Below are 25,864 nucleotides of genomic sequence, written 5' to 3' on the forward strand. Positions count from 1 at the left end.
GACCTGCTGGGGGAATCCACATGGGCAAGGGCAAGAGCGACCTCGCGCTCCCGCTGACCGAGCTGGAGGGCTATGGGCGCCGGCTTCGTTCCATCAAGACGCGTCTGAATCACACCAAGAAGCTCTTCGAGTCCTACAAGGACGACATCGGCGACGGCAGTGTCAATGACGCGCTCGGGGATTTCGAGTCCAACTGGGAAGACGGGCGCGAGGACATCACGCAGCAGCTCGATGCGTTGGCGAGTATGTCCGATGCCGTTGTTCGCGAGTTCAAGAAGCTTGATGACGAGCTTGCCAAGAAGGCCAACGACGCCATGAAGACCGAGGACAAGCGGGGCGGTAAGGGCGGTAAGGGCGGTAAGGGGGACGGCGGGGGTAAGTAGCCCGCTGTGCGAGAGACATGAAAAGGCCCCGGATCCGTAGATCCGGGGCCTTTCGCGTGCCTTCGTCAGGAAGCGACGGCAGCGTTGAGGTGCAGGTCCGCCGCGAGGCCCTGCGGCGAGACGGCGAGGCCCGCGCCGCCGCCGATGCCGGCGTTGAGGCCGGCGGCCGAGGTCTCGACGTAGAGACCGGCTGCGGCGCCGGCACCCGCGGCGGCACCCGCCTGGCCGCCGGCGATGGTGTCCAGCTCGGCGTCGGACATCTGGGCGGTCGCGATCTGCGGGGTGAAGGCCATGGGGGGCGGTTCCCTTCGTTCAATAATTCGAAGTGCTCGAGCGTGACCGATCAAAGCACGTCGGGAGAAGCCGCGGCCAGTCAGCGTTATGGGGGTGCGCTGGATTTCGGGGGCCGAATTCATGGGTGTGACCATTCGGTCACCGGGCACCCCACCCTCTTCACATCTTCCGCCACTTCGCGATACGGGAATGTATTGCGCGGCGCGGGAAATGAGCCGAGGGCGGTTCCTGCCCGGGATCCTTACGGCCTCACAGTGAACGGTGTGCAGATCCGTCGAAGGTTCCGGATCAGCGGTTCACCGACTGGATCTCCTGCACCGTCACGTCCTGGGTCGTACCGAATGTGCCGTCGGGGAGGTCGCCGCCGTCGCCGTTCGTGCTCGTCCAGTTGATCTTCCAGGTGACCGTGGCGCTCAGCGGGTAGGACTCGCCGTCGCCCGTGGAGCGCAGGTAGCTCACGCCGCAGGGCGGGGTCTTGCCGGCCTTGCCCTTCGCATACGGTTCGCCGATGCTGCCGTCTTCGTTGATCGCGCATTCGCCAGAGGCGGGGTAGGTCTCGGCGTCGGCCGTGCCCGGTTCGATGTGCAGGGAGACGGGTTCGGCGGTGGTGGTCGCCGACAGGCCCGTGCCGGGGAGGCTCGCCGTCACCGAGAGCTTCTTGAACTTGGCCTTGTCGAGCCAGATCCAGGTGGGCAGGTTGACGGTCGACTTGCCCGTCGGGGCCATCTGGATCTCAGTGTCGGGGACGGGGAGTTCGTCGTAGGCGTATTCGGCGAGGACCTGGGGGGAGACGGCCAGGGGTTCCTTGGGGGGTTCGCCCTCGTCGACCCAGAAGGGTTGCTTGTCGCAGGAGTTGGCTTCGGGATCGTCCTTGCGCTTCGGGTTCTTCACCGCCGCCCAGAACATTCCCTCGCCCTGCTTGTCGAGGTTGTAGTCCTTGTAGGGATGCCCGTCTTTGTAGCGGTGGTCCATCATGTCGCCGACGACGTCTCCGACCCCGCGGAGCACGAACCCGTCGATGCTCCGCCACGCGTTCACCGCGGTCTCGATCTCCTTGGGCGAGAACGAGGGCTCGTACCAGCAGGCCGGCGGTGTCCAGTTGCTGTTCGAGGGGGTCAGGGTTCCCGTGGAGGATCGGGAACCGCCGTCGGTGGTGACCGTGACCCTGGTCCTGGCCCTGATGACACCTTCCTTCGACGAGCCCTCGGCGCTGCCTTCGTAGCTGCCCTTCTCGCCGCCGCCTTTTCCGCCACCGGCAGTGGCCGTGGACGGCACGGCAGCCACGGCGACAGCCAGAGTCGACGCCGCGACGGCGCGCAGCACAGTCGTACGGCTCATCACATGCACCTCTTGGCTGCCTCCGTGGACGAGACGGTGGCGGTCTGCCACACGCCCTTCGCGTCCTTCTCCAGACGGGTGCTGTAGAAGACATAGTCGCTGGGGGACGCCTTGACCGACCTGTCGACCTTGTCGGTCGTACCGTCCTTCGGGTACGTCCGTGTCGCGTCCATGCAGTACGTGACGGAGGCGGCGCCGTCCTTGTGGAAGGTGACCTCGCGGTCGTAGTACCGGGTCTCGCCGGTGAAGCTCCGGTTCTCGTTGCGGAAGGACATGATGTAGGAGGCCGCCGAAGCCAGCGCGTCGTCCTTGGAGTAGAACTTCAGCGCGGGGTACTTCTTGGCGTCGGCGGTGATCGCCTCGTCGATGGAGTTGATACGGCGCTCGTTGTCGGCCAGGATCGCGTCCTTCTTCGCGTCGCCGGTCTGCGTCTCCTCGAAGACGTTCCTCACATCCGCCGGCAGCTTGATCTCCGGCCGGTCGATGCCGTCGGCAGATGCCGACGCCGACGGGTTCGCCGAGCCCGACCCCGCGCCCGTGTCCGCGCCCGCGATCTTGTCGTCGTCCTTCTTGCCCGCCGTCTCCGAGCCACCGCAGCCCGTCAGCAGCAGCGCCACCGCCGCGGTCAGGGCGGTCGCGGCCGCCGTGGTCGTGCGTGTGCGCATGGGGGTGTACCTCCAGTGGGGGGATCGGTGCTCAGCGAGGGTGACAGGGCCTCACTGGACCTCGTTCTCTGCCACCGCCTGCCCGTGGACGACCACGTCGCCGCCGTAGAACATCCCCGTGAAGACCGGGGAGTAGGTGAGCTGCACGTCGACCTCCACCTGCTCGGCGGTCGCCGCAACGCAGTGGGTCGCCGCGATGTCCGCGCCCGTCATGTCCATCTCGCGGGCGAAGGCCTTCACACGGGCGTTGCAGTTCTCGAAATTGATCGGAGCGGGGCCGCCCACATCGTCGTAGAGAGCCTCGCGGTCGATGTCCTGGGCGGCGAAACGGGCCGCCTGTTCCGCGATGTCGGCCGCCCGTTCCCGCTTGGAGATGGACAGGCCGCCGTCGATCACGAACGCGGAGAGGGAGAGGAAGACCAGCGTGAAGATGATGACCGCGCCGGCGCCCGAGCCGCGGTCGTCCAGGTGGCTGCGACGGGCCGCCCACCAGGAGCGCAACGACGGCCGGTACGAGCGGTTGTGGCTCACGCCGACCTCCGGAACGGGTCCAGCGGAGAGCTGAAGCTCGCCGTCAGCGTCGTCGGGACGTCGAGGCCGAGCATGGCGAGGCCTCGCACCTCGCAGCTCACCTCGACCGTGAAGATGGTGTCGGGCTCGAAGCCGTCGCTCGTCTGGACGACCGACACGGGACCCGCGCAGACGTCCGTCAGGTTCGCCTCCGCGGCCTTCTTCGCCTCGGCCATGGCGGTGGCGTGGTTCTTCTGGATCGAGCCCGCGCGGGCCGCGTCCCGGGCCGCTCCGTCGAGTGCCCCGCGGCCGTCCACGAGCTGGCCGAAGGCCACCAGGACGAGGATGAACAGGATCATCACCGGGGCGAGGATCACGACCTCGACCGTGGAGAGGCCCCGGTCGTCGTCCATGGACCGGCCGTCCTTCGAAAGAGCGGCGGGAGGGAAGAGAGTCATCAGTTCTCCTCCTGGACGAACCGTTCCACCGGGCCCGCCGACTGCGCGTGCACCGTCAGATCCAGGCCCGGGAACACCGTCGGCACCCGCGCAGCGATCTCCACGCCCACCGTGTTCTGGTCCGGCTGGAGCATCGTCACGTCCGGCCCCAGCACCAGTTGCGGGCCCAGTTGACGGATGTAGGCGTCCACCACGTCCTGTGCCTCGCCCCGCCAGGCACCCGGGCGTTCGTCGGCCGTGGCACGCGCCTTGCGCGCTCCCGCCTGGGCCGCCGCCTGGGCCACGTGGTCCGCGAAGAAGTACAGGGCGAACTGCACCGTCGCGAAGATCATGAAGAACAGCACCGGAGTGAGCAGCACGAACTCGATCGCGGTCATACCTGAGTCACCGCGGGCGGCCGCCCTCTTCCGTGCGGCCTCCACCCTGCGGCGTACCCGTCTGCTCACGTCTGCCGGCATCCCCGTGACCCCGTTGTCCTTACGTCTGTCCCTGCGACTGTCTCTACGACGATCAGGCGATCGGCGATCAGCAGGTCTTGCCCGCGTCCGCGCCCTTGATGCAGTCGCCGACCTTGTTGGCGCCCTCGCTCAGCGCGGCGTTGATGATGGCGGCCACGACACCGACGATCGCCACGACGACCGCGGAGATGATGACCCACTCGACCGCCGAGGCACCGCGGTCCAGCTCGCCGGAGCGGGCACGCTCGGTGCGGGCCCGCAGGAAGGTGACCAGGAAGTCCACGGCAGGGATGCCGGTGTGGAAGTTGCGTCCGTTCATGACGTCTTGTCCTTTCGAAATCGGTTCACGGAGGTTCTGGAGTTGTGAAGGTCGCTGCAAGGCTCATGCACGGCTCACTGCACCTGGAACACCCGCATCGCCGCCGGAAAGATCAGGAACACCAGGAACCCGGCGCACAGCAGCAGCTGCGCCACGAGCATCGACTGGGACTTCTCACCCGCGCTGCCCTCGATCTCGGCGAGTTCGCGGTGCCGCATGGTCTCGGCGCGGGAGGCGAGGGACTCGCGGACCTTCGCTCCGTCGTCCGCGACCAGGGCCAGGGAGGCGGAGAGGTCCTTGAGCTCCTCGACGCCGATCTCCTCGCCGAGCTGGCCGAGCGCCTGCCACTGGCTGAGGCCGGTGATGCGGGCGTCGGACAGGGCGTTGCGGATGCGCTGGTTGGCCCAGCCGTCCGACACCTCCGCCGCCGCCATCAGGGCCTCCGGCAGACCGCGTCCGCCGGCCAGGCTCATCGACACCAGGTCGAGGTACGCGCCGATCACACGCCGCAGGTCGCGCCGCTTGTCGGCGGCGTCCCGCCGTACTTCGAGGTCGGGCAGGAAGAAGAAGACCACCGCGAACAGCAGCGCCAGCCACACCGGGATGATCGGGCTCTTGCCGACGCCCAGGGTCCAGACGATGGCGAACAGGAACGGGCCGAAGAACAGGCCCGCCACACCCAGCAGCACCTTCGTCGCCAGGAACTTCTCCCAGCTGCGCTCCAGCACCGCCAGGTCCGCGCGCAGCGAGCGCTGCTCCCAGCCCTGCTGGAGGTAGAACTCGGAGACCCGCAGGCCGACTTCGGCCCGCAGTGCGCCGAGGCGGCCTTTCTCCCGTTCGCGGCGCGCCGATTCGTACGCCGAGCCGCGCGCCCGCATCGCGTCGATCCGCGCGACCTGTGAGATCGCGCTCCGCTTGCTGGGCATGAGGGCGCGGACGAGGGCGTAGATGCCCAGACCGATGACGGCGCCGACGACCAGCGGCATCGTGAGGTTCATCGGCGTGCCCCCTCTTCCTGCGGCAGTTGCTGGGACTGCTGCGACTGCTGCGACGGCGTCCTGGGACGGACGAACTGGACGGCTGCCTCGTCCCGCACCAGGAAGCGCTCGGGCGTCTCGATGGTGGACAGCTTGCGCAGCCACCAGAAGCCGAGCGCGAACAGACCGCAGACACAGGCCAGGACGAGCTGGCCGGCGGGCGTCCCGTACGGCTCCACGAATTCACGGTTGAAGATCGACAGGCCGAGGACGAAGGAGATCGAGACCGCTACGACGATCTGCACCGACCGCCGCGTGGACGACCGCTGGGCCATCACGCGCTGGCGCATGTCGACCTCCTCGCGGGCCGACTTGGCGAGGGCGCCGAGCACCTGGCGCAGACCGGGGCCGCGCAGGCGGGCGTTGAGGATCAGGGCCGCGACGATGATGTCGGCGGAGGCGTCGTCGATCTCGTCGGCGAGCTGCTGGAGCGCCTCGGGCAGCGGGGTGCGGGCGCGCAGCCGGTCGACGAGGGCGTCGAGGTGGGGGCGCAGGACGGGGGCCGCGGCGCGGGCGGAGGCCGGGATGGCCTGTTCGAGGCCCACCGCGCCGGCGATGGTGTCGCGCAGGGACTCCGTCCAGGAGGCGAGGGCCTCCACGCGGCGCATGGCGGCCCGTTCCTCGCCGGCGCCGCCGAACAGGCGGTCCCAGAAGAAGACGAGGACGCCGGCCGCGATGCCCGCGACCGCCCAGCGGGTGAGGAGGAGGACGACGAGGGCGATGATCGCCGCGAGCGAGCCGCGCCGGCCGGCGAAGCGGATCAGCTCGCTCGCCCGCTCGGCGGCCTTCTGCTTCTCGTGGTCGGGCTTGACGGGCAGGCCGCGTACGGCGACGAGGAGGAGCGCGATGCCGCCGCCGACGGCGACGCCGCTGCCTATCGAGTACAGGACGGTGGTGGAGAACAGGCCGCCCATGGAGCCGAGCGAGCCGAGTGCCGCGAGAGTCGTGTTCACGCCCGTCACCCCCAGGTCCCGGTCGGCCGGTAGCCGTGTGCCATCAGTTCCTCCAGGCAGGCGATGGGGGCGTGCGGCACGACCCGGCCGTCGGGAGCCTCCGCGAACACTTCGCTGGACAGGACGCGTCCGTCGACACCGTTGACCTCGCGGACGGAGGTGACCATGCGCTGGAGGCGGCCGCCGTTGCCGTAGTTGTTGCGCCGCTGGATGAAGACGACGAAGTTCACCGCGCCCGCGATCAGCATCTGGCTGGCCTCTATGGGCAGCCGCTCGGAGGCCTGCAACGCGTAGGTGGAGATACGGTTGAAGACCTCGTGGGAGCTGTTGGCGTGGATCGTGGACAGCGAGCCGTCGTTGCCCTGCGACATCGCGTTGAGCATGGTGACGATCTCGTCGCCGAGGACCTCACCGACGATGACGCGCGAGGGGTTCATACGCAGCGAGCGTCGCACCAGCTCCGCCATCGAGATCATGCCCTGGCCCTCGGAGTTGGGCAGGCGTTCCTCGAAGGCGACGACGTTGGGGTGCAGGTCGGCGAAGGTGTCGAGGCCGAGCTCCAGGGCCCGCTCGACGGTGATGAGGCGCTCGTTCGGGGGGATCTCGTTGGCGAGGGCCCGAAGGAGCGTGGTCTTGCCGGCGTTGGTGGCGCCCGCGATCATGATGTTCTTGCGGGCGCGGACCGCGCAGGCCATGAAGTGGGCGACCTCGGGCGTCACGGTGCCGTTGCCGACGAGGTCGGAGATGAACACCTTGCCCATGCGCGCGCGGCGGATGGACAGGGCGGGGCGCCGGGTGACGTCCATGACGGCCGACAGACGCGAACCGTCGGGGAGCCTGAGGTCGAGCTGGGGGTTGGCCGAGTCGAAGGGGCGGGAGGACAGACCCGAGTAAGCGCCGAGCACCTGGATGAGCTCGATGAGCTCCTCGTCGGTCTCGGCGACGGGGTCGCCCGTCACCTCACGGCCGTCGGCGTAGCCGACGAACACCTGGTCGTAGCCGTTGATGTCGATGTTCTCGACGTCGGGGTTGTCCAGCAGCGGCTGGAGCCGGCCGACGCCGAACAGCGCGGCGTGCACGGCGGCCGCGTACTGCTCCTCGGTCTCGGCGTCCAGCGGCGTACGGCCCGCGTTGATCTCGGCGCGGGCGTACTCCTCCAGGATCTGGGCTATGACGGCACGCGCGTACTGCCGCTCGTCCTCCGTGGACATCGGAGTGACGTTGTTGACCTGGTCCTGTCGGCGCTGCTCGGCGATACGGTCGCCGGCGTCCTGGCGGAACCGCTTGACCAACTGGTGGTCGACAGCGGTCATGCGCCGGCCCCCGCGTGGCCCTGCATCTGGCCCGGGTGGTGGTGCTGGGCCTGGTGGGCCTGGTTCGCCTGGGCGGAGGCGGCCCAGGCGGCGCCGTACTGCTGGTAGATGTCGGCCGCGACCTTGCGGGCCGAGCGGATCAGCAGCGACTTGTCGAGCCGGCCGCGCCTGCGGCCTGCCAGCTGGTCGGCGCCGGCCGGGTCGTCGGCGATGGTGCCGACCACGCGGGCGCCGGTCTGGGCGTGCACGAGCATGTCGTTGACCTGCGAGGCGAGCTTGCCCGCCGTGCCCGTGTCGGCGATCAGGACGACGCCGATCATGGGGGTGCCGAGGCTCGCGGCGCCGCGCGATCCGCCGTGCAGCTTGCCGGCGAGGGCGGCGGCGCGGTCGCGGACCCGGGCGATGGCCTCCGGCTCGGTGCGCGAGATGAGCAGCACGAGCGCGGCGTGCGGGAACAGTTCGACGGCAGGGGTGTCCCCGCTGACGCGTCCGCAGTCGGCGATGACGTCGGCCGCGGCGTGCGGGGAGTCGGCGAGGGAGGCGAAGGCGTGCCCGAGGGTCGGCCACAGTCCCGCGAGGCCGGTCGCCTGCTCGGCGATACCGAGCCCGACGAGCACCTCGAGACCGCCGCTCAACGGCTGTACGTGATCCCAGAGCTGGTCCGGCACGAGTCCGCGGCGCGCGGTGGCGGCGATGGACAGCATGCCGGTGTTGGGGTTCAGCGGTCCGCCGTGTGCGGCGGCACTGCGGTAGACGAGGTCACCGCCCGCCGGGTCCGCCTCGGCGAGCAGGACACGGCGCGGCCAGACCGCCGAGAGAGCGACGGCCGCGGTGGTGACGCCGGGGGAACCCTTGTCGGCGGCGAGAGCGATGAGCGCCATGGGGTGGGTGCCGCCTTCTAGTTGCCGGGGACGTGCACGATGGCGACCTGGTTCGCGGCCGCCGCGGAGGCGAGCGCGGCCGCGTCGGCCTCGTCGACGAGGACGGTGAGCGAGAGGTTGCCGGTGCTCACGGTCGCGTCATCGTCTTCGGCGACATTGTTCACGCGCGCGTTGTCGACGATGGCGCCGGAGGACGAGGTGCCGCTCGAGCCGGTGTTGTCGTCGGTGTTGTTCGAGGGGGTTCCGCTGGTGCTGACCCGGTAGGCGGCGACGATGTCACCGGACTTGATGTCGGAGGGGTACTGACCCTCCTTGAGGGCGAGGCCGACGGAGGCCTTGCCCGCGGGGAGGCTGGCCTTCTTGGCGAACATCTCACCGACCGCGAGAGTCCCCGGGTAGATCGTGGACTTGGCCTTGTAGGTCTGGATGGTCGTCAGCTGCGACCACTCGACGTAGTGGATGCTCTCGTCCTTGGCGACCATGACGGAGGTCACGTCGCTCTTCTTGAGCGACTCGCCGGCCTGGACCTGGCTGGTCACCTTGACGACCTCGATCCGGTCACCGGCCTGCAGTACCAGCATCGTCGCGCCCAGCGCACCCACCAGGATGAGCAGCACCGCGAGCGCGGCCAGTGCCGGTTTGCGCTCGCGAGGTGGTGCGGGAAGGCGGTCGCCGACCGACGGCTGAGCCGGAGAGGCGGAACGGCCTGCGCCCGCCCCCGTACGCTCTTGGATCTTCACGCAACCGCTCCCCGTACACCCAAGATGATGTCTGTCAATTTGCCTTCAAAATTGGACACTTCACCCGCGCCTACCCTGCACGGAAACTGCGGGACGGGCCGGACGTACCCGCCCGACCTGGGCGAATAGCCAGCACTGGGGGTGAGTGTCAAGCCATCGCACCGTATCAGCCGCACATAAGCCCCTCAAGGCGCGTCCTACGCCCTGAACCTCACGGCGCGCACCGTTATCCATCTGCAACTTCCAGCCTGGACAAACCCGTTGATGGCGGCACGCCGACAAGCCGTTCACCGCGCGGCTCCCTGTGCGGCAGCGAATCCGCCCCGGACCGACGGACGCACGACAGCCGGCCCTTTCGTCACGCCCCGACCATGAGGCCCACACGATTCACTCACGTGAGCCGGGATTTCGCCGTGCCATGATCGTCGACCTGTCCCCCACGAGGAGTCCTCTATGAAGCGGGCCGCGCTCGCCGCCTCCACCCTGTCCCTGCTCTCCCTCGCCACGCTCACGGCGTGCGGCGGGGACGCCGAATCGGATTCGGCGACCGGTGAGCCCAGGCCCACCGCGTCCCGGGCGAAGCAGGTGACTCCGGCCGAGCGGCTGGCGAAGCTCATGATCACGAAGGCGGATGTGCCGGGGCTCGCCGTGAAGCCCGCCTCCGGGGAGGACAACGAGTACGCCTTCGCCCAGTCCCCGGACGACGTCACGGTCGACAAGCCGGCCTGCGCCCCGCTGGTCTACGCGATGAACCAGCTTCCCCTCGGCGAGTCTCAGGGCGACCTGACCCACTCCGTCCTGGAGGGGAGCGAGTTCACGTACATCACGCTCACGACGTACGCGCCCGGCAAGGCCGAGTCCGCCTTCGCCGGGCTGGCCAAGGGCGTCGACTCGTGCGGCGGTGGCTTCACGGCGAAGGCGAAGGGCACGGCCCCGTACGACTCCGTCACCACCGAGAAGCCGGTGGCCGAGGGTGGTGACGAGTCACTGGCCTTCCGCTCCACGACGACCCTCAAGGGGATCACCCACACCATGCACGCCCAGGCCGTCCGCAAGGGTGACGTCCTCGCCGTCTACTTCTCCGTCGACGGCATGGCCATGGTCCAGGAGAGGCCGGGCGACGCGAAGCTCCCGGCGGCGGTGGTGAAGGCGCAGAACGCGAAGCTGGGCTGAAGGGCCGGGCTCCGCTACCGGTACCAGTCCTCTCCCCCGCTTTCCAGCGCCGCGCGCACATAGCCGGCCAGGTCGGCCGCCACGAGGCCGCGTTCATCCGTCTCGTGGTCCCAGACATGAACGCCGCCGGCGTCGGTGTCGGGGGCCCCTACGAAGGCGAACTGGTCTCCCCCGCCGTTGTCACCGAAGAACAGCAACGGGTCGAAGGGGCGGTAGAGGGGACGGAATTCGGGTCGGGCGCGGAAGGCGAGGTTGTCGTTCAGGATGCGGTCGGCGGGCCAGACGATGTCCTCGCCGTAGGGGCCCTCGATCCCGTCGGTCTCCAGGAGGAGAGAGCGGAGGGCGGGTGGCAGGGGTCGGCCCAGGGTCGTCTCGATGACGTGGAGGGCGGCGGGGGACACGGGAGGACGCCAAGGGCCCGTCTCCAGGTCTTCGAGCGAGTCGCGCCACATCCCGGACCTCACTCCCTCCGCGCCAAGCCCCGGCACACGCCCCCATCCTTCCACCGACGGGTGTTCACCCATCCCGATCTCCCCCGCCGGGGAACCTGCGACCTGTAGCACTCGCGAAGCCCCGAGTAGAGTGCCGCCCGGACAGCGATCGGAACGCGGGGGGCATACCGGTGAGAGCAGTCGCGACAAACAGGGCATACGCAGTGCATATGCCGGTGTGGAGCAGTGACCGGCTCGGTCTCCTCCGGGTGCTGCTCGCGCTCTGCGCCGTAACGGCTTTCTTCGCAACCGCCACCCCGGCCCGAGCGGCGGAGGCCGCGCCCGTCACCCAGGCCGCCTACCTCGCCGACCGCCTCCGCGAGAACCCGGTCCACGTCACCGACCAACTCCCCCGCGAGGTCCCGCGCTCCACCGCCCCCGGCTTCGCCAGGCTCGCGAAGAAGACCGGCGTGCCGACGTACGTCCTGGTCCTGCCCATGCAGACCAGCACGGACGGCAAGCAGCTGCTCGGCGCGGTGCACGACCGGCTCGGACGCGACGGGCTGTACGTCCTGTTCGAGGGGGCGGACCTCGCGGAGGCCACGGCCTACGGCGTCCGCGTGCCCGCCGATGCCGCCATCACTGTCACACGGTACGAACTCCCCTACGACGCGGGCCCGTTGCGTAGCTTCGAGCGGTTCGCCGATGTCATCGCCCTGGGCGGCGACAAGGCCGGCGCCCGTGCCGAAGCGGCTCGCGAGACGTACCAGGACGACGAGCCCGCCGACATGTACATCGGCCCCTCCGACCGCAACAACCAGTCGTTCCTCACGGGCATCCTGCTGACCGGCGTACCGCTGATGATCGTGCTGACGGGCTGGTACGCGCGGCGCCACCGCCGGCGTTCCGGAGCCGAGCGGCGCGTCCCTCGGTGGGTCGTGCCCGGCGCGGCCGCCCTCACCGCCGCGACGATCGCCCTCGCCGCTCCCGTCGTCTTCGACCAGACCAGGTCGAGCGCGGCCCGGCCACCCACCCCCGCCGAACTGTCCGCCCGTGTCGAACGCGTCGCGGCAGGCCTGAAGCAGGACGCCATCTACGCCGACCCGGAGAGTCCTCGCGTACTCGACTCCCGCCGACTGGACCGGCTGCACGAGCGGATCCGGGACTTCCGGCGCTCCGACGGCGGCGGCCCGGTGTACGTCTCCCTCGTGCCGCAGACACCCGAGAGCGAGTCGGCGGGCGACTCGGACCTGTTCGCCGCCGCGGTGCACGCCAAGGTGGGCGTGGACGGGGTGTACGTCGTAGCCGATCCGGACGGCGGCACGATCGACGTCTTCAACCACGGGCTGCGCCTGGACACCAACCACCTGTTCCTCGACCTGCCGGACTCCATCACGTACGGCGACAGCAAGGCGGACGAAGCGGGCGACCACCTCCTGGGCGAGCGCCTCGACGCGCTGATGACCTTCCTCGACAAGACCCCGCGCACCGACCGGCCGGAACACGAACCCGCCCCGGCCGCCGCCCCCGGCGCGGCCGACGAGTACACCCTCCCGCCCCTGTTCGCCACCGACTTCTGGCCCGGCCTGTTCGTGGGCGCTTTCGCGGCACTCCTGCTGTCCGGTGTGGTGGCCGGACTGACGTGGGGTGTCGGCGGCCTGTTGCGGTGGCGCTCTCCCGCGCCCGAGCCGACCCACCACCTGCCCCTCACAGCCCCGACCGAGCCGTCGGCGTCCTACCTCCGACGTACCGCGTACGCGGAACTCACCACACTGACACGGGAGTTCACCAACCATGACGAGCGCGGCCGCGCCTGGGACCGCCTCGATGCGGCGCTGCTCCTCGTCGACGGCGACCTGAACCGCGTCAAGGACGCGGGCAGCGACCCCGCGACCCTGGTCGCCGTCATCGTTCTCGCCCGAGCCGGCCGCGCCGCGCTCACCGGCGACACGACGGACCTGTGCTGCGGCGTGAATCCCCTGCACGGCCCGGGCGTCAGCCGCCACCACGTCCGCGTCTCCGCGGAGGGTGCCGCCCGCCGCCTGCTCCCCGTCTGCGACTTCTGCCGCAACACCGCCATCGCCCAGCCGAGCGGCATTCCAGGCAGCTTGCTGAAGCTGCCCGACCCGTCCACGGGCAACACCCGCCTGCCGTACTACGACGCGACCGACGGCCCGCTGACCGCCGTACCCAAGGGAATCACCCGGCTTATCGAGAAGGTGAGGGAGACCGCAGGTGTCCACTGACGTCAAGCGCCTGACCACCGTCCTCGCGGTCCTGCTGCTGACCGCGCTCACCACCGCCACCGCCGCCCGGGCAGCGGACGGCGAAGCCCCGAGCGCCGGGCAGCGCATCGCGAGCGCGTTGCGCACCTCTCCCGTCTACGTCGACGAGGCGTACGCGGCTGCCGTACCACCCTCCCGGCAGCGGGAGTTGGCGCAGCAGATCCGCCGGACGGGCCTGCCGATCAAAGTCGTACTCATGCCTCTCACCAAGGGCGACGACTTCGACGGCGACTCCGACGTCCTGGCCGGGACGGTCCGCGACCGGCTCCCGGACCAGCGCGAGCTCATCCTCATCACGACGGACGGCGACTTCCCCGACTCCCTGACGGGCGACGAGTGGCCCGCCGACACCCACCAGACCCGGGACGCCGTGTCCGCCGTCGGCTTCCTGGACGAGACAAAGGACGCGGGGCTCGCCGACCTCACCGCCAAGGCCGTGGAGCTGGTGGCGGAGGGGAAGGGCACGCAGCGGTACGAGGAGGCGATGAAGGACCTGGGCGACGACACCCAACGACGGGATGAGCAGGCCGAGGAACGGGCAGAGGAACGGGCAGAGTCCGCTTCGGGCGGCCCCGTCTGGTGGCTGCTCATCGGCGTGCCGGTGCTGACCCTGACCGCCCTCGCGACCCGCGCCGCGATCCGTTCCCGCAAGCCCGCTCCGGCCGCCCCGGCCGTGCCGCAGCTGGTGTTCGCGACGGCCCGCGCGGCCGACGAGGCGGAGCTGCGGCGCCGGGCGGAGGCGGAGGTCCTGGCGCTCGGCGAGGCCACCCAGGCCGCCGACCTCTCCACGACGCCGGGTCTCCAGCACGCCCTCGACGCCTACGCCGCCGCCGGCACGGTCCTCGACGAGGCCCGGGGCCTGCCGGACCTGGCGGGCGTCCTCGCCCTGGTCCAAGAAGGCCAGGACGCCCTGACCGGCACGGACGCGGCCCTCCCCCGCTGCTTCTTCCACCCCCTGCACGGCCGCGCCGCCCTCCGCACCGGCTGGCGTCCGCTCGGCCGCCGGGACCGGCTGGACGTGGCGGTGTGCCAGGAGTGCGCGGACGCACTGCGGGACCGCCGCGCCCCGGAGGTGCTCACCGACACGGACGAGGACGGCCGTACCGTCCCCTACTTCGAGCTGCCGGCCGAGCGGAGCGTGTGGGCCGCGACGGGGTACGGCTCGCTGAAGGAACCGCTGGCCGGGATCAACTCCCGGAGGATCAGGGCCCGTTGACACCGGGCCCGGGGCAGGTCACGGTGCAGCCATGACTCCGGGCACGCGAGACACCGTTCTGCCTGTACCTCCCACCGACACCGGCCTGGTCGAGCGCGTCCGCGAGCTCACCCCTCTCATCCGCAGGCACGCCCTGCGGACCGAGCGGGAGCGGCGGGTGACGCGGGAGGTCGTGGAGGCGCTGACCGGGACCGGGATCCAGCGGATGAACGTGCCCCGGCGGTACGGCGGTTACCAGAGCGGCCTGCGGACCCAGGTCGACGCGCTGGCGGAGCTGTCCGCCGCGTGCGGTTCGGCCGGTTTCATGACGCTGATCCAGGCCGGTTGCGCGTACGTCGCCGCGCTCTTCCCGGACGAGGCGCAGGACGAGATCTTCACCAGCCCCGACGTGCGCGTCGGCGGCAGCCTGATCCCGAGCGCGACGGCGGTCCCGACGGGCGACGGCGGCTATGTGGTCAACGGGACCTCGCCCTTCGCCACCGGCTGCCGGGACGCCGACTGGCATCTGCTGACGGCCCGGATCGAGGGGCGGCCCGAGACGGTGTGGACGGCCATGCCCGTGGCCGACCTGGAGATCCTCGACGACTGGCGGGTGTCGGGTCTCGCGGGCAGCGGCAGCAACAGCGTCGTCGCGCGCGATGTCGTCGTACCGGCTCATCGCGTGCTGCCGGTCGCCCCGCTGCTCGGCGGCGAGTTCGCGTCGAAGGCCAACGCCGACGACCCGTTCTACCGGGTGCCGGTACTGCTGATGTTCTGCGTCTGGGCGACCCCGAACGCCCTCGGCCTCGCCCGCTCGGCACTGGCGGAGTTCCGCGAGCGGATCCACCGGCGGGGCATCACGTACACCTTCTACGAGCGGCAGAACGAAGCTCCCGTCACGCATCTGCAGACGGCCGAGGCGGCGTTGAAGATCTCCTGCGCCGAGCATCTGACCGACGAGATCGTCACGCTGCTCGGGGAGCGGGCGGCGAGCGGGGAGCCGTACACGACCGAGGAACGGGCCGGGGTCCGGGCACGCAGCGGCTATGTGGCACGGCTCTGCCTGGAGGCCGCCGACCTGCTCGGCTCGGCCTCGGGCGCCTCCTCCCTCCACGAGGAGGTGCCGATCCAGCGGACCGTGCGCGATCTGCGGGCCCTGAACCTGCACGCCTTCGTCCATCCGGCGACCAACCTGGAGCTGTACGGCAGGGTGCTGGCGGGGCTGGAGCCGGGCACGCCCTTCGTCTAGCCGCCCTGTCTCAGGTGCCGGGCGGCCGGTCCTCCCGTATCGCAGCGAACAGGGCGCGGGCCCGCCGGTCGTCCCACTTCACCGCGCTGCCCTTGGAGGTCCGCAGGTCCGGGTCGGCCACGGGCACGTTGAGCTGGCTGCCTCCGCCGGCCGTGGCCTTCTTCATGGCCTCGAACAGCTTCATGAGGTCGGGCAGTTCCGTGCCCTCGTCCACGATGAGCGTCTCGAGGCCGGCGTTCAGGGTCGGGAAGGACTTGGACGGGTCGGCGAGGGTGGACGGGGTGGCCGCCTTGTCGGCGAGGGCGGCGAGGAACTTCTGCTGGTTGCGGGTACGCCCCAGGTCGCCCTGGGCCTCCTGCTTGCGCTGGCGTACGAAGGCCAGCGCCTCGGAGCCGTCCAGGGTCTGGCAGCCGGCCTGCAGATCGGCGCCGGAGTCCTTGTCCCGTACGGCCTTGTCCAGACACATGTCGACGCCGCCGACCGCGTCCACCACCCCCACGAAACCGGCGAAGCCGATCTCCGCGTAGTGGTCGATGTGCACGCCGGTGTTGCGTTCCACGGTCTGCACGAGCAGGTCGGGACCGCCCAGCGAGAACGCGGCGTTCAGTTTGTTCGGTGTGGCCCGGTAGCTCCTGCCGGTGTCGGGATCGACGTAGGGCGGGAGGGTCACCCAGGAGTCGCGCGGCAGGCTGAGCATCGTGGTGCCGTTCGCCCCGGTGTGCAGCAGGATCACCGAGTCGGTACGGCGGCCGTCGGTCGAGCCGGTGTTGAGGTCCTTCCTGTCCTTCTCCGACAGGCCGTCGCGGCTGTCGGAGCCCACGACCAGGTAGTTGGTGCCCTCGCCGGGCGGCACCCTGCTGCTGAGCGTGCCGAGGTCGACCTGCTGGTTGAGCCGGGTGTCGGCCCAGACGTAGGTACCGGCGCCGGCGAGCGTCAGGACGGTCGACAGGACGGCGGCCGTACGCACGAAGCGGCGGCTGCGTCCGGCCCGGCGGCGCGGGGTCCTGCTGCCTCGGCTGCCGCCACCCGGGTTCCTGCTGCCGTCTCTTCGGCCACGCTCGCTCCTTCGGCCACGCTCCTCGACGTTGCTGTCGTAACGGCCGGGCGCGGCCGACGAGGACATGCCGGGCAGGGGGGCGGTACGGATCGAGGGCGGGGGCACCAGTGGGGACGAGGGCGGGACCCTTCTCGGGTCCTGCCCCGCCCGGTGGTCTCCCGGATGATCGGTCCAGTCGCTCATCGGCCCCTCGAAGGTGCTGTGGGTGTCAGCGCATCGGCACGCTCCTATACGGAACGGGCCCACCGATCTGTTCAGCGGCCGTACCGGAGCGCTGCATCCGCTGCCACCGCAGCCGGCTCCCGACCAGCAGCGCGACCAGCGACTGGATGACGACGAGATACATCAACTGCCGGTAGACGACGATCTGGAACGGCATCGACCACAGCGCCCGCACCGGCTCCCCGTCGAGTCTGAGCGCGTATCCCGAGCAGACGACCTGCACGCCGAAGAAGGCGAACCACACCCCGGCCGACTCCACCGGATCGCGGAACAGCACGCCGTACAGGGCGTAGACGTCGATGACGGGCGCGAGCAGCGGCAGGGCGACCTGGAAGAGCGCGAGATAGGTCAGCCCGCGCCGCCCGAACCGCCCGGCAGTGCCCCTGCCGAAGAGCGCCCCGCGGTGCTTCCACATCGCCTGGAGGGTGCCGTAGCACCACCGGTACCGCTGCCGCCACAACTGCCTGACGCTGGTGGGCACTTCGGTCCAGGCGACGGCGGACTCCTCGTACAGCACCCGCCAGCCGGCCCGCCACAGGGCCATCGTCAGGTCGGTGTCCTCGGCGAGGGTGTCCTCGCTGACCCCGCCGACGCCGATCACCGCGTCCCGGCGGAACGCCCCGATGGCGCCCGGCACGGTCGGCATGCACTCCAGCACCTCGAACATGCGCCGGTCGAGGTTGAAGCCGAAGACGTACTCGAGGTGCTGCCATCTGCCCAGCAGGGTGCGCCGGTTGCCGACCTTGGTGTTGCCGCTGACGGCCCCCACGGCCGGATGCGCGAGCGGCTGGACGATCCGCTCGATGGCGTCGGGCTCGAAGACGGTGTCGGCGTCGACCATCACGACGATGTCGTACCGGGCGTGCGCGAGCCCGGTGTTGAGGGCGGCGGCCTTGCCGGAGTTGGCCTGCCGCACCACCTCCACCCTCGGGTCGCCCATGTTCTCGGCGATGTCGGCGGTCCGGTCGCTCGACCCGTCGTCGATCACCACGACCTGCAGCTCCCGATGGCTGGAGTCGAGCAGCGACCGCAGGGTCGACCCGATCCCGGCCTCCTCGTTGTACGCCGGGACCAGCACGGTCACCGGCCCGGACCCCTCCCCCATCCAGGGCGCCCCGGTCCGGAACCGCTCCAGCCGGCGCACATGCGCCCGCGCGAACAAGGCGAGCAGCAACAGCCGCAGTACGCCCAGCCCACCGGCGACGCCGAGGATCCAGATCATGGCGGTGGAGAAGACCTGCCCGATCCGCGTGGTCCAGATCAGCGCCTCCCCCGACCACCGCTCGACGAAGGAGGCGGACTTGTACGGAACGAGCCCGAGCCCGTCGGAGACGGTGGTGAACCGGTCGACCGTCCGGTTCTTCAGCAGCCTGCGCGCCTCCGCATAGGCACTCTCCGTCTGGCTCAACTGCCGGACGATCCCCTGCGCCGGCTTCCGCGCGCCCTTGTCGGCGGCGACGAGCACGTACCCGTACCCGGTGGCCCGCCGCGCCGCGTCCCACTCCCGACCGCAGAGTGTGTCGGGGGTGGTGGTCCGCGGCATCCGCAGCAGGTTGGTCCGCTGCCCGGTGGTCCCGGCCAACGCACTTTGGGTCAACTCGAGTTCGGCCTCGAAACGGGGCCCGGAGGACTCCCCCAGCACGGCCCCTGTGTAGGTGTTGGACCCGATCTCATGCCCCTCGGCCCGGATCCGCCGTACCAGCTCGGGATGCCGGGCGGCCTGGGCCCCGTGCACGAAGAACGTGGCCCGCGCGTTGTTCCTGCGGAGCAGATCCAGCAGCCGCGGGGTCCACACGGGGTCCGGCCCACCGTCGAAGGTGAGCGCCACGGTCCGGGCGGGCATCCCCCCGGTCCGAATCCCGTCCCGGTTGATCCCGATCACGGGCCCGCCCTTCGCCACGGCATCGGGCACGGGCGAGGCACAAGGCGTCCGCGTCTTCGCGGCGTCTACCTCGTGCTGGGTCCAGCCTTCGAAGATCAGGAAGGCGAAGACGACGGGGAGGGTGAGGGCGAGGAGGAGCCAGTGGGCTCGGGGGTCGCGGGACTGTTTGTGGCGGGCGCGGGGTTTGGAAGGGGCCTTGGCTTTGGCGGAGCTCAGGGGGCGTCACCGCCCCCGGCCGCGGACCACACCCCACCCCCCCGCGAACCGTCTTCTCCCGCACCTCTCGCCGGGGAGCCTTCCGCACGAATGGGGCACCGACTTCGCTTGCATGCTGCGGGAGTTACGCATGGGGCGCGAGTGTAGTTTCGGAGAGGTGGCCGTATGGGCGGAACGGCGAGCTTCACAGGAGATGGCCAGGATGAACTCGACGACGCGCACGGGCAGACCCCGAGGGACGCAGCGAGCCAAGCTCACACGGATCACGGCAGGCACGACAGCGGCGGTCGCCTCCCTGGTCCTGGCACTGCTGCTGCCCACACCGCCGGAGCTCCTCGAGGCGATCCGGGCCGAGAACCGCGCCTCGGACGCTTTCATCTTCGCCTGGTCCCTGATCGCAATCCCCGTGGCAGGCCTGCTCCACACTCCCCCGGCACTGGCCCGACGCGCCCGGATCGGCACTGGCTGGGCGCTGATCGCCGGCTACTGGCTGTACGTCGCGCTGATGGCGGTGCTGGCGTGGCAGGTGCAGGGCCTCTTCCCGGCTTCGGACGCCCCGGGCAAGAACGGCGGCCTGTTCGGCGCGGCGATTTTGATGGTGATCGGCGTGCCGCTGTTCGTCGTCGGCGCGGGAGGGGTGTTCCGCGAGACACGGGGCGACAGCCGCGAGACACGGGGCGACGGCGAGGACACCCTTTCCACCCAGGTCCGAGACCAGCTCACAGCGGTCACCGTCCTCTGCTGCACCTTCATCGGCCTGGTGGCAGGCCTGGCCAGCGGCTACGCCTTCGACTTCCCCCGCGACGGCTTCCCGGCGGTTTTCCTCCCGGGAGGCGCGCTCTGGGGCCTCCTGGCGGGTGCCGCCGTCGGCAACCTGCTCGGCGCACTGCTGCCGCGCCCCGCGGAGAGCCGCCGCACGATGACCGACCACGCGAGGTCGTTCGCCCGTACATCCGCGAGCCTGCTCGCGTGCTGCCTGTGCCTGTCGCAGCTGGGCTGGTTCCTACCGGCGTGGGCGGTGGCGCTGGTCGGCCTTCCGGCGCCGTTCGTCCTGTTCGTTCTGGCGGGTCGTGACGAGCGGCTGGGGCGGTGGGTGGAGTACCGGCAGATCGAGGTGCCGAAGGGCGCACTGTACTGAGTTCGTGCGTTCACTCACACCGGGCCGTACTCCTTGTCCCACCGGCTCTGCCGCACACCACCCCAGGTGCCCATCACGACGGCCAGGACGAAGAGCGCCGCGAGGAACCCGGCGTTCGAGCTCTGCTCCACATCGCTGGTCGGACTGGCAACGCCCGCGGGGTCGTACCGGACACGCAGTTTGCCGCCCGCTTCCACCCAGTCCCTGCACCCTTCGCCTTCCGAGAGCGAGGGAGAGATCTCACGGCCGCCGACCGTGCGCAGGTCACAGTGGTTGGTCTTGGCGCTGTCCTTACTCACGACCACGACGTCCGCCCACTCGCCCCGCACAGCCAGGGCAACCTGATCACCGGACCCGTTCCCGAACACACCCAGTGCCACCCCCGCTACGACGGGAACGACGAGCTGCCAGGCCATTTTCCGCTGCTTGCGCGGAACCCTCCGCAACATCAGCAGCGGCACGAGAACCGTTGCAAGCGGCAGCACGATCCAGGAGAGGAGCAGGGCCACCCCACGAACGGGCCTCCACAACGGCACGACAGGCCCGAGCCAGGCGAGCCCCAGCGAGCCGCCGGCACACAGGAGGCTGAACGCCGACCACCGGGCCAGGTCGGTTCGCCACCAGGCTTCTGGACTGCCGCTCCCGGCCTCAGTCATTCTCCGCCACTCGTGCGGTTCACGGCCTGGGCCTCCTTGACGGTCACGTCCTGCTCGAACGTCGACAACCCGTCCGGCAGCCCCGGCTGCTGCGGCGGACCATCCGGGTCGGCCGAGTCGGTCCACGTCACCTTCCAGGTGATGGACGCCTTGAAGGGGTAGGTGCCACTGCCTGACGAACGGAGGTACGTGACATTGCAGTCGGCACCTTCCTCACTGTCGGCGGTGTATCCGCCCTTGCCCTTGACCAGGTCATAGGTACAGCTCTGCGGATCGGCATCAGCGGTACCGGCGTCGACCTTCAGCGCAACAGGAGTGGCGACGGTCGTCGCGGCGAGCTGCACTCCCTTGTAGTTGATGCTGGCGGTCGTCCAGACGCGGTCGAGATCGCCCTTGAACGCGACCCGGGTACCGAGGTTCACGAGCAGGCGGTCCGCGCGGGGCTTCAGCTCCACGGGCGGTGCGGGCAACTTGGTCGCATTGAAGGCCAGTTCGGAGAGAACCTCGGGAGTCACCTTGTTGGGGTCCGGCTGCGGGTCGGCAGGAGGAACCCAGATCTCCCAGTTGTCCGTGGTGACGGGACAGGCCTCGCTGTACGTGTCATCCCGGAACTGCACCTGCCACCACAGGCCCTTGTCACCCTTGTGGTACTTCTCCTTGTCCCGCTTCTTCTCGTAATCCTCCGCCGGGCTGCCTTTCGGAGCCCCGCCGTACGCGCCCTTGATGAACTTCTCGTACTCCTCCGGCGTGTACATGGGCTCGTACCAGCACACCGGGGGTTTCCAGTTGGCGTCCGAGGAGGTAGCAGATGCGGTGGAGCTGTCGGAGGCGGGGGTGCTCTGATTGATGCGGATGTGGGCTCCGATGGAGCCGCTGCCTGATTCGGCACCCGCTTCCGTGCCGGAACCGGCATCCGGCTGGTTGGTCTCAGTGCTGCTTTCGTCACTGCCAACCTGTATATCGCCTGCGTACGCCGGACAGCCGACGCTCAGAACAACGAGCAGACCCGCAACAGCGGCGGCCGAACGACGGCCCGGAAGAGCAGATCGACCCTTCACCTCTGGACGCACGACGCGTCGCCCTTCTTCCAGCTCTGCTTCTGCACCTGCCAGTCACCACGCGAGTCCTGCGCGGCCTGGAGCGTGTACAGGATGAAGTCCTTTTCGCTCGGTTGGGTACGGAGCACCTTGTCCGTGCTGATCTCCTTGCTGTACCCCTTGCTCTGGTCCTCGCAGTAACGGACCGCTGCGGTCTTGCCGTTCGCCACGTCCGTGACCTCGAAGCCGAAGTACCGGTAGTCACCGCTGACTGTGAGCCCGTCCTTCTTGACCGTCGCGACCCGGTCAGCCCAATAGGTGAGGGCGGACGCCGAAAAGTAGCGATTCATGTTCGCCGTCTGGCCGTTCCCCTTGCCGAAAGCCTCAAGGCGTGCCTGAGCCGAGTACGCCACGTCACGCAGGATTGCGTCCTTCGTGGCATCCCCGGTCGGGTTGTTCTCGACAGTCGCCTTGATGTCCGACGGAAAGTCGAAGCTCGGTGCGTCCTTCTCAGCCGACGCGGAGACGGACGGCGTCGGCGACCCCGAATCCCCCTCACCGGCTCCCACGATCTTGTCGCTGCTCGATCCGTCGTCCGAATCGCTGCTGCAACCAGCCGCAGAGAAGGTGACAGCAGCAAGGAGGCAGGCCGCAGCCACCCTCCGACGCGTGGTCAGCATGGCGCTCGTCCCTCAGAGGTAGATGGTCGGCGTGACACCGGATGATCCCATGTGAGGCGGACGGCACTCCAAGCGCCCCTAGGGGCTGATGCGTCCGCACGCCATCTGCCGCCCACTCTTCATGGGCACTCGTTGCACGCATGTGCGCCAAGGCGAGGCTCACGGCTGCAACCCCCAGGGCATCAGCTGACTCGCTCAGCGCTCCGCAACGAAAGAGCCCATGCCGCGAGTGGTGACGATCAGCCCTTCTTCACGCAAAGCCGCTGTGGCCTTACGAACAGTCTCGCGAGCAACTCCGAACTCCTGCTCCAGTTTCACCTCGGAGATCAAGCCTCGTACCGGGTACTCGCCACTGGCGATGCGCTGCCGAACCACCTCGGCGATCTGCTGCCACTTTGGCCTGGTGGGGTCAAATTCGAACATCAGCGAACTGTACGTACGACCCTCCATGGAGTCATAGAAGCTCCTCTGAGCCCATATGGGTAGACAGGTACATACATGCAGCCCTACGGTTTCTCATGACAAGCCCCGGCGACGGATGGTGACCGTCCCGGGGCGTGGCCAACGCTGACAAGGAGCGTCGACATGCTGGACCTTATCGTCCACACCCTCACCTGGGCACTGAGCCTGTGCACCCCACACCCCCGAGGTCGTCACCGCCTCGGCACCATGCCACCCCTTCGGTTCAACCCCACCCCACCGCCACCTCCCCGCTTCACCGAACTCCTCGACGGCAACGCCTCCCGACTCGTACGCCCCTACGTCCTGGACCCCACCGAACACCGCCGCCAACGCGAACGCCGCCGAGCCTTCCGCCTGGCCACCGTCGGCATCGACGTGGGGGCGAACCACGGCGTGCGCGTCCCTGCGGTCACCCGATGACCCGCCCGGCCCTCCGCATGTGCGCCCGCTGTGATCGCGATACGGACGCACCCGTACTTGTCCATCAGGTGCACACCCCGACAGGCCCCGGCTTCAACGTGTACGCCTGCCCGGACTGCGCCACCCACTACCCACCCCCAACAGACCCCCTCGAAATCCCGCCCCCGACCCATCGCCGCTCTCGTCTCACCCTCCGCGTCTACAAGATCGACGTAGCGGGCACAGTGACCGACGATCGGGGCGAGGTCGAGATCCTGGCTGGCGAACACACCGACCCGGTTCCTGTCATGTCGGCGTTCCCTCCATGCGCTTGCTTGAGGTGCAAGACACCGCACTAGCGAATCGAGACGCCCGAGCACGATGACCCCGGACGTCGCACGCAGCGCCCTCCGGGGTCACCTTCTGTTTGGGCACGATCAGGACACAACCAGCCTCCCCTGGTCCCCATACACCCCGGATTGCCCCTGTTCTCGCGGAAGTTCGCTCTGGTGATACCGGGAACCTCACCGATACCGTCGGTGCCCTTGACTGAACTTCTTTCTCACGGGGAGTCACTGTGAAGCGCCGCCCTTTGCCCGTTGCTGCCGCGCTGGCCGCAACGGCAGCACTGCTGTTGACAGCCTGCGGTAGCGGGGACGACAAGCCCAGCGACAACGACAAGATCGCCGGCGCCGACCAGGCAGCGGAGACGCCGAAAGAGTCGGCATCGCCCTCAGCGTCGACGGGGAACAACCCGGACGGCGTGGACGTGTCTGTCCCTAAGGACATGAACCTGGTCTTCGACTGGGACAAGCCGAAGGACAAGAACGAGGCGGCCGCGATGGATGACGCCGCGAACTTCCTCCGCGCCATCTATCGCGGCGTCGACAAGCGCACCACGAAGGACGCGGCGGTGACGGCCTACAGCACCGGCGGCGGCTTGCACTACGCGCAGGTGCAGATCAACGAATGGATCAAGGGTGGCTGGACGGCTTACGGAACCCGCCGCCACTTCGATGCCACCACACGGTCTGCCCCGAACGGCAAATCCGTAGAGGTCGCGTTCTGCGCCGACACCAGCAAGTTCTACGGCAAAGAGGTCAAGACGGGGAAGGTCTTGAAGACTGACCCGAGCCCCAAGGACTTCGGCTACTACAGGATCGTCATGGTCAAGTTCCCTACGGGCAACGGCCTGTGGCAGGCATCCAAGGTGTTCGTCGAGACAGCTGCGGAGAAGTGCCAGTGAACAGGTCACGGCCTACAGGCTTTGGCACCACCACTGCCGCACTGGCCCTTGCTGTCAGTACGCTCGTCATCACCGCACCGAACGCCGTGGCGGAACCGGTGGATTACGACAAGGGACGCGAGGCGCAGGAGGGCGGTACGGACGAAACTGGCGTCTACGCCGCCGCCCGAATCCAGTACTCCGGATCCGTCGCGAAGGGCGGCGGCACCGGAAACGTGACGTCCACGGACGTCAACTGGACACCCCCTCCCTGCTGGTACGCCCCCTACCTCGGCGCCAAGGACTTCAAGAAGGAGATGTCCAAGCACATCGAGGGCCAGCTGAACACGCCTGGAATGGGCGGGACCGCGGGCGCGGCGCTCGGCGAGACCAAGCGCCACTACGAGGACGGGTTCGACATCCCCGGGAAACCCGGCTACAAGGACTACAACGTCGAGAACGACGGCAAGGGAATGTTCTGGGCCGGCGTCGAGAACCCCAACGAGCCGGACTACCTCAAGCGGACCTCGTGCACGGACCTCCCGTTCTGGGTCGAGAACGGCGATGCCCCGCCGCCCCAGTACGAAGAGGCCATCACCCCGGAGATCCTCGCCGCCCTCGCCTACCAGCACATGGAGCTTCCCGACACCGAGGTCACCCTCGCCCCCCAGGCCAACACCAAGGTGAACCTGCCGACCTGGGCCTGGCTCGACAAGGCAGTCTTCGACGAGGTCCAGGCCACGGCGGCCCTCAACGCCCCCGGCTTCAACATCCAGGCCACCACCACCGCCAAACCGGTCTCCCTCAAGCTGGAACCCGGCACCGAGGACGCCGAGACCTACCCGACCTCCGGCGAGTGCACCATCAACGCCGACGACTCCATCGGCGAGCCCTACGCCAAGGGCAAGGCCAACGAGACACCGCCGTGCGGAATCAAGTACCTCCGCTCCTCCGGCAACGGCACGTACAAGCTCCAGGCCACCATCACCTGGGAGATCACCTGGACCGGCACCGGCGGCGCCGGCGACGACCTCCCGAACGGCACCTTCGGCAACGACCAGGACATCACCGTCCAGGAGATCCAGTCCGTCAACCGGTGACGGGAGTCCGCGCATCCCTGGAGACTGGCCTTCGAGCCGGCCGGTCTCCTCGCCGGCGGTCGGGCCGGCGACCCTGCCGAGGGCGTACCGAACCGAAGCTCGCCACCT

Annotated in this window: 28 protein-coding genes; 9 read left to right on the top strand and 19 right to left on the bottom strand. The window is 69.3% G+C overall.

The genetic code is table 11. The features are described from left to right. Nucleotides 1-20 precede the first annotated feature (20 nt). Entirely contained in the window at nt 21-383 is a 363-nt protein-coding gene (locus ACZ58V_RS06220) for a hypothetical protein (protein WP_193482447.1), read from the top strand. Between the two features lie 65 nt (nt 384-448). On the opposite strand, the gene ACZ58V_RS06225 is transcribed toward ACZ58V_RS06220, so the two are convergent. The 12 genes from ACZ58V_RS06225 to ACZ58V_RS06280 all read right to left on the bottom strand — a co-directional run bounded on the left by ACZ58V_RS06225 (nt 449) and on the right by ACZ58V_RS06280 (nt 9,349). Further along, nucleotides 449-676 (bottom strand): hypothetical protein, encoded by a 228-nt coding sequence (locus ACZ58V_RS06225; protein WP_471288567.1) that lies wholly within the window; start codon nt 674-676, stop codon nt 449-451. A 289-nt stretch (nt 677-965) separates the two neighbouring features. Continuing rightward, a complete protein-coding gene (locus ACZ58V_RS06230) occupies nt 966-2,015 on the bottom strand; it encodes a hypothetical protein (RefSeq protein ID WP_468186615.1) in 1,050 nt (349 codons plus the stop codon). Then, nucleotides 2,015-2,680 (bottom strand): hypothetical protein, encoded by a 666-nt coding sequence (locus tag ACZ58V_RS06235; RefSeq protein WP_471288569.1) that lies wholly within the window; start codon nt 2,678-2,680, stop codon nt 2,015-2,017. The genes ACZ58V_RS06230 and ACZ58V_RS06235 overlap by 1 nt, the downstream gene beginning before the upstream one ends. A gap of 51 nt (nt 2,681-2,731) precedes the next feature. Then, a complete protein-coding gene (locus tag ACZ58V_RS06240; protein ID WP_468186609.1) occupies nt 2,732-3,211 on the bottom strand; it encodes a pilus assembly protein TadG-related protein in 480 nt (159 codons plus the stop codon). Next, nucleotides 3,208-3,648, bottom strand: a complete 441-nt coding sequence (locus ACZ58V_RS06245; protein ID WP_468186606.1) for a TadE/TadG family type IV pilus assembly protein — start codon at nt 3,646-3,648, stop codon at nt 3,208-3,210. Before ACZ58V_RS06245 ends, ACZ58V_RS06240 begins: the two co-directional genes overlap by 4 nt. After that, nucleotides 3,648-4,106 carry a TadE family protein gene (locus ACZ58V_RS06250; protein WP_468186603.1) on the bottom strand — a complete coding sequence of 153 codons (459 nt, stop codon included), beginning with the start codon at nt 4,104-4,106 and terminating at the stop codon, nt 3,648-3,650. The genes ACZ58V_RS06245 and ACZ58V_RS06250 overlap by 1 nt, the downstream gene beginning before the upstream one ends. A gap of 67 nt (nt 4,107-4,173) precedes the next feature. Next, nucleotides 4,174-4,425: a hypothetical protein gene (locus tag ACZ58V_RS06255; protein WP_184986935.1), complete on the bottom strand. Its 252-nt coding sequence runs from the start codon at nt 4,423-4,425 to the stop codon at nt 4,174-4,176. 74 nt (nt 4,426-4,499) lie between these two features. Next, nucleotides 4,500-5,423, bottom strand: a complete 924-nt coding sequence (locus tag ACZ58V_RS06260; protein ID WP_359887480.1) for a type II secretion system F family protein — start codon at nt 5,421-5,423, stop codon at nt 4,500-4,502. Beyond that, a complete protein-coding gene (locus ACZ58V_RS06265) occupies nt 5,420-6,376 on the bottom strand; it encodes a type II secretion system F family protein (protein WP_471288754.1) in 957 nt (318 codons plus the stop codon). Before ACZ58V_RS06265 ends, ACZ58V_RS06260 begins: the two co-directional genes overlap by 4 nt. 44 nt (nt 6,377-6,420) lie before the next feature. Beyond that, complete coding sequence (locus ACZ58V_RS06270) at nt 6,421-7,728, bottom strand: CpaF family protein (RefSeq protein ID WP_468186598.1); 1,308 nt, start codon at nt 7,726-7,728, stop codon at nt 6,421-6,423. After that, nucleotides 7,725-8,609, bottom strand: a complete 885-nt coding sequence (locus ACZ58V_RS06275; protein WP_468186595.1) for a hypothetical protein — start codon at nt 8,607-8,609, stop codon at nt 7,725-7,727. The genes ACZ58V_RS06270 and ACZ58V_RS06275 overlap by 4 nt, the downstream gene beginning before the upstream one ends. A 17-nt stretch (nt 8,610-8,626) precedes the next feature. After that, complete coding sequence (locus ACZ58V_RS06280; protein WP_468186592.1) at nt 8,627-9,349, bottom strand: hypothetical protein; 723 nt, start codon at nt 9,347-9,349, stop codon at nt 8,627-8,629. Nucleotides 9,350-9,802: 453 nt separating this feature from the next. On the opposite strand from ACZ58V_RS06280, the gene ACZ58V_RS06285 reads away from it, so the two are divergent. After that, a complete protein-coding gene (locus tag ACZ58V_RS06285; protein ID WP_471288572.1) occupies nt 9,803-10,522 on the top strand; it encodes a hypothetical protein in 720 nt (239 codons plus the stop codon). Between the two features lie 14 nt (nt 10,523-10,536). Here ACZ58V_RS06285 and ACZ58V_RS06290 read toward each other — a convergent pair whose 3' ends face one another. Then, nucleotides 10,537-10,923, bottom strand: coding sequence for an SMI1/KNR4 family protein (locus ACZ58V_RS06290; protein WP_471288574.1), 387 nt, complete (start codon nt 10,921-10,923; stop codon nt 10,537-10,539). Between the two features lie 260 nt (nt 10,924-11,183). Between ACZ58V_RS06290 and ACZ58V_RS06295 the strand changes: the two genes are divergently transcribed. Genes ACZ58V_RS06295 through ACZ58V_RS06305 form a run of 3 tightly spaced genes read left to right on the top strand, consistent with a single transcriptional unit; the run spans nt 11,184 to nt 15,682 of the window. Continuing rightward, the gene (locus ACZ58V_RS06295; RefSeq protein ID WP_471288575.1) at nt 11,184-13,199 is read left to right on the top strand and encodes a hypothetical protein; all 2,016 of its coding nucleotides are present in this window, start codon (nt 11,184-11,186) and stop codon (nt 13,197-13,199) included. Continuing rightward, the gene (locus ACZ58V_RS06300; RefSeq protein WP_471288577.1) at nt 13,189-14,454 is read left to right on the top strand and encodes a PIN domain-containing protein; all 1,266 of its coding nucleotides are present in this window, start codon (nt 13,189-13,191) and stop codon (nt 14,452-14,454) included. The genes ACZ58V_RS06295 and ACZ58V_RS06300 overlap by 11 nt, the downstream gene beginning before the upstream one ends. A gap of 31 nt (nt 14,455-14,485) precedes the next feature. Then, entirely contained in the window at nt 14,486-15,682 is a 1,197-nt protein-coding gene (locus ACZ58V_RS06305; RefSeq protein WP_471288579.1) for an acyl-CoA dehydrogenase family protein, read from the top strand. A 10-nt stretch (nt 15,683-15,692) separates the two neighbouring features. On the opposite strand, the gene ACZ58V_RS06310 is transcribed toward ACZ58V_RS06305, so the two are convergent. Both ACZ58V_RS06310 and ACZ58V_RS06315 read right to left on the bottom strand, forming a co-directional pair. Beyond that, complete coding sequence (locus tag ACZ58V_RS06310) at nt 15,693-16,922, bottom strand: LCP family protein (RefSeq protein WP_471288581.1); 1,230 nt, start codon at nt 16,920-16,922, stop codon at nt 15,693-15,695. Between the two features lie 25 nt (nt 16,923-16,947). Then, the gene (locus tag ACZ58V_RS06315; protein ID WP_471288583.1) at nt 16,948-18,873 is read right to left on the bottom strand and encodes a glycosyltransferase; all 1,926 of its coding nucleotides are present in this window, start codon (nt 18,871-18,873) and stop codon (nt 16,948-16,950) included. 388 nt (nt 18,874-19,261) lie between these two features. Between ACZ58V_RS06315 and ACZ58V_RS06320 the strand changes: the two genes are divergently transcribed. Continuing rightward, nucleotides 19,262-20,197: a hypothetical protein gene (locus ACZ58V_RS06320; RefSeq protein WP_471288585.1), complete on the top strand. Its 936-nt coding sequence runs from the start codon at nt 19,262-19,264 to the stop codon at nt 20,195-20,197. Nucleotides 20,198-20,211: 14 nt separating this feature from the next. Here the strand turns inward: ACZ58V_RS06320 and ACZ58V_RS06325 are convergent, their stop codons facing one another. From ACZ58V_RS06325 to ACZ58V_RS06340, 4 genes are all read right to left on the bottom strand, one after another. Continuing rightward, complete coding sequence (locus tag ACZ58V_RS06325) at nt 20,212-20,706, bottom strand: hypothetical protein (protein ID WP_468186566.1); 495 nt, start codon at nt 20,704-20,706, stop codon at nt 20,212-20,214. A 143-nt stretch (nt 20,707-20,849) separates the two neighbouring features. Next, nucleotides 20,850-21,923: a hypothetical protein gene (locus ACZ58V_RS06330; RefSeq protein WP_471288587.1), complete on the bottom strand. Its 1,074-nt coding sequence runs from the start codon at nt 21,921-21,923 to the stop codon at nt 20,850-20,852. Beyond that, nucleotides 21,908-22,570: a hypothetical protein gene (locus ACZ58V_RS06335; RefSeq protein ID WP_471288589.1), complete on the bottom strand. Its 663-nt coding sequence runs from the start codon at nt 22,568-22,570 to the stop codon at nt 21,908-21,910. The genes ACZ58V_RS06330 and ACZ58V_RS06335 overlap by 16 nt, the downstream gene beginning before the upstream one ends. A gap of 195 nt (nt 22,571-22,765) precedes the next feature. Next, the gene (locus ACZ58V_RS06340; protein WP_033309133.1) at nt 22,766-22,993 is read right to left on the bottom strand and encodes a GntR family transcriptional regulator; all 228 of its coding nucleotides are present in this window, start codon (nt 22,991-22,993) and stop codon (nt 22,766-22,768) included. A 162-nt stretch (nt 22,994-23,155) separates the two neighbouring features. On the opposite strand from ACZ58V_RS06340, the gene ACZ58V_RS06345 reads away from it, so the two are divergent. From ACZ58V_RS06345 to ACZ58V_RS06355, 3 genes are all read left to right on the top strand, one after another. Continuing rightward, nucleotides 23,156-23,452: a hypothetical protein gene (locus tag ACZ58V_RS06345; protein WP_471288591.1), complete on the top strand. Its 297-nt coding sequence runs from the start codon at nt 23,156-23,158 to the stop codon at nt 23,450-23,452. A gap of 556 nt (nt 23,453-24,008) precedes the next feature. Then, a complete protein-coding gene (locus ACZ58V_RS06350) occupies nt 24,009-24,677 on the top strand; it encodes a hypothetical protein (RefSeq protein ID WP_471288593.1) in 669 nt (222 codons plus the stop codon). Beyond that, entirely contained in the window at nt 24,668-25,756 is a 1,089-nt protein-coding gene (locus ACZ58V_RS06355) for a hypothetical protein (protein WP_471288596.1), read from the top strand. Before ACZ58V_RS06350 ends, ACZ58V_RS06355 begins: the two co-directional genes overlap by 10 nt. Nucleotides 25,757-25,864 lie beyond the last annotated feature (108 nt).

It is taken from the genome of Streptomyces sp. NPDC040589 (assembly GCF_055594445.1).

What these genes read in the sequence shown, in the direction of transcription:
- ACZ58V_RS06340 (WP_033309133.1), bottom strand. Translation starts at nt 22,993, where the DNA reads ATGTTCGAATTTGACCCCACCAGGCCAAAGTGGCAGCAGATCGCCGAG.
- ACZ58V_RS06220 (WP_193482447.1), top strand. Translation starts at nt 21, where the DNA reads ATGGGCAAGGGCAAGAGCGACCTCGCGCTCCCGCTGACCGAGCTGGAG.
- ACZ58V_RS06295 (WP_471288575.1), top strand. Translation starts at nt 11,184, where the DNA reads ATGCCGGTGTGGAGCAGTGACCGGCTCGGTCTCCTCCGGGTGCTGCTC.
- ACZ58V_RS06275 (WP_468186595.1), bottom strand. Translation starts at nt 8,609, where the DNA reads ATGGCGCTCATCGCTCTCGCCGCCGACAAGGGTTCCCCCGGCGTCACC.
- ACZ58V_RS06320 (WP_471288585.1), top strand. Translation starts at nt 19,262, where the DNA reads ATGAACTCGACGACGCGCACGGGCAGACCCCGAGGGACGCAGCGAGCC.
- ACZ58V_RS06225 (WP_471288567.1), bottom strand. Translation starts at nt 676, where the DNA reads ATGGCCTTCACCCCGCAGATCGCGACCGCCCAGATGTCCGACGCCGAG.
- ACZ58V_RS06285 (WP_471288572.1), top strand. Translation starts at nt 9,803, where the DNA reads ATGAAGCGGGCCGCGCTCGCCGCCTCCACCCTGTCCCTGCTCTCCCTC.
- ACZ58V_RS06245 (WP_468186606.1), bottom strand. Translation starts at nt 3,648, where the DNA reads ATGACTCTCTTCCCTCCCGCCGCTCTTTCGAAGGACGGCCGGTCCATG.
- ACZ58V_RS06270 (WP_468186598.1), bottom strand. Translation starts at nt 7,728, where the DNA reads ATGACCGCTGTCGACCACCAGTTGGTCAAGCGGTTCCGCCAGGACGCC.
- ACZ58V_RS06310 (WP_471288581.1), bottom strand. Translation starts at nt 16,922, where the DNA reads ATGAGCGACTGGACCGATCATCCGGGAGACCACCGGGCGGGGCAGGAC.
- ACZ58V_RS06305 (WP_471288579.1), top strand. Translation starts at nt 14,486, where the DNA reads ATGACTCCGGGCACGCGAGACACCGTTCTGCCTGTACCTCCCACCGAC.
- ACZ58V_RS06230 (WP_468186615.1), bottom strand. Translation starts at nt 2,015, where the DNA reads ATGAGCCGTACGACTGTGCTGCGCGCCGTCGCGGCGTCGACTCTGGCT.
- ACZ58V_RS06345 (WP_471288591.1), top strand. Translation starts at nt 23,156, where the DNA reads ATGCTGGACCTTATCGTCCACACCCTCACCTGGGCACTGAGCCTGTGC.
- ACZ58V_RS06260 (WP_359887480.1), bottom strand. Translation starts at nt 5,423, where the DNA reads ATGAACCTCACGATGCCGCTGGTCGTCGGCGCCGTCATCGGTCTGGGC.
- ACZ58V_RS06255 (WP_184986935.1), bottom strand. Translation starts at nt 4,425, where the DNA reads ATGAACGGACGCAACTTCCACACCGGCATCCCTGCCGTGGACTTCCTG.
- ACZ58V_RS06335 (WP_471288589.1), bottom strand. Translation starts at nt 22,570, where the DNA reads ATGCTGACCACGCGTCGGAGGGTGGCTGCGGCCTGCCTCCTTGCTGCT.
- ACZ58V_RS06250 (WP_468186603.1), bottom strand. Translation starts at nt 4,106, where the DNA reads ATGCCGGCAGACGTGAGCAGACGGGTACGCCGCAGGGTGGAGGCCGCA.
- ACZ58V_RS06235 (WP_471288569.1), bottom strand. Translation starts at nt 2,680, where the DNA reads ATGCGCACACGCACGACCACGGCGGCCGCGACCGCCCTGACCGCGGCG.
- ACZ58V_RS06265 (WP_471288754.1), bottom strand. Translation starts at nt 6,376, where the DNA reads ATGGGCGGCCTGTTCTCCACCACCGTCCTGTACTCGATAGGCAGCGGC.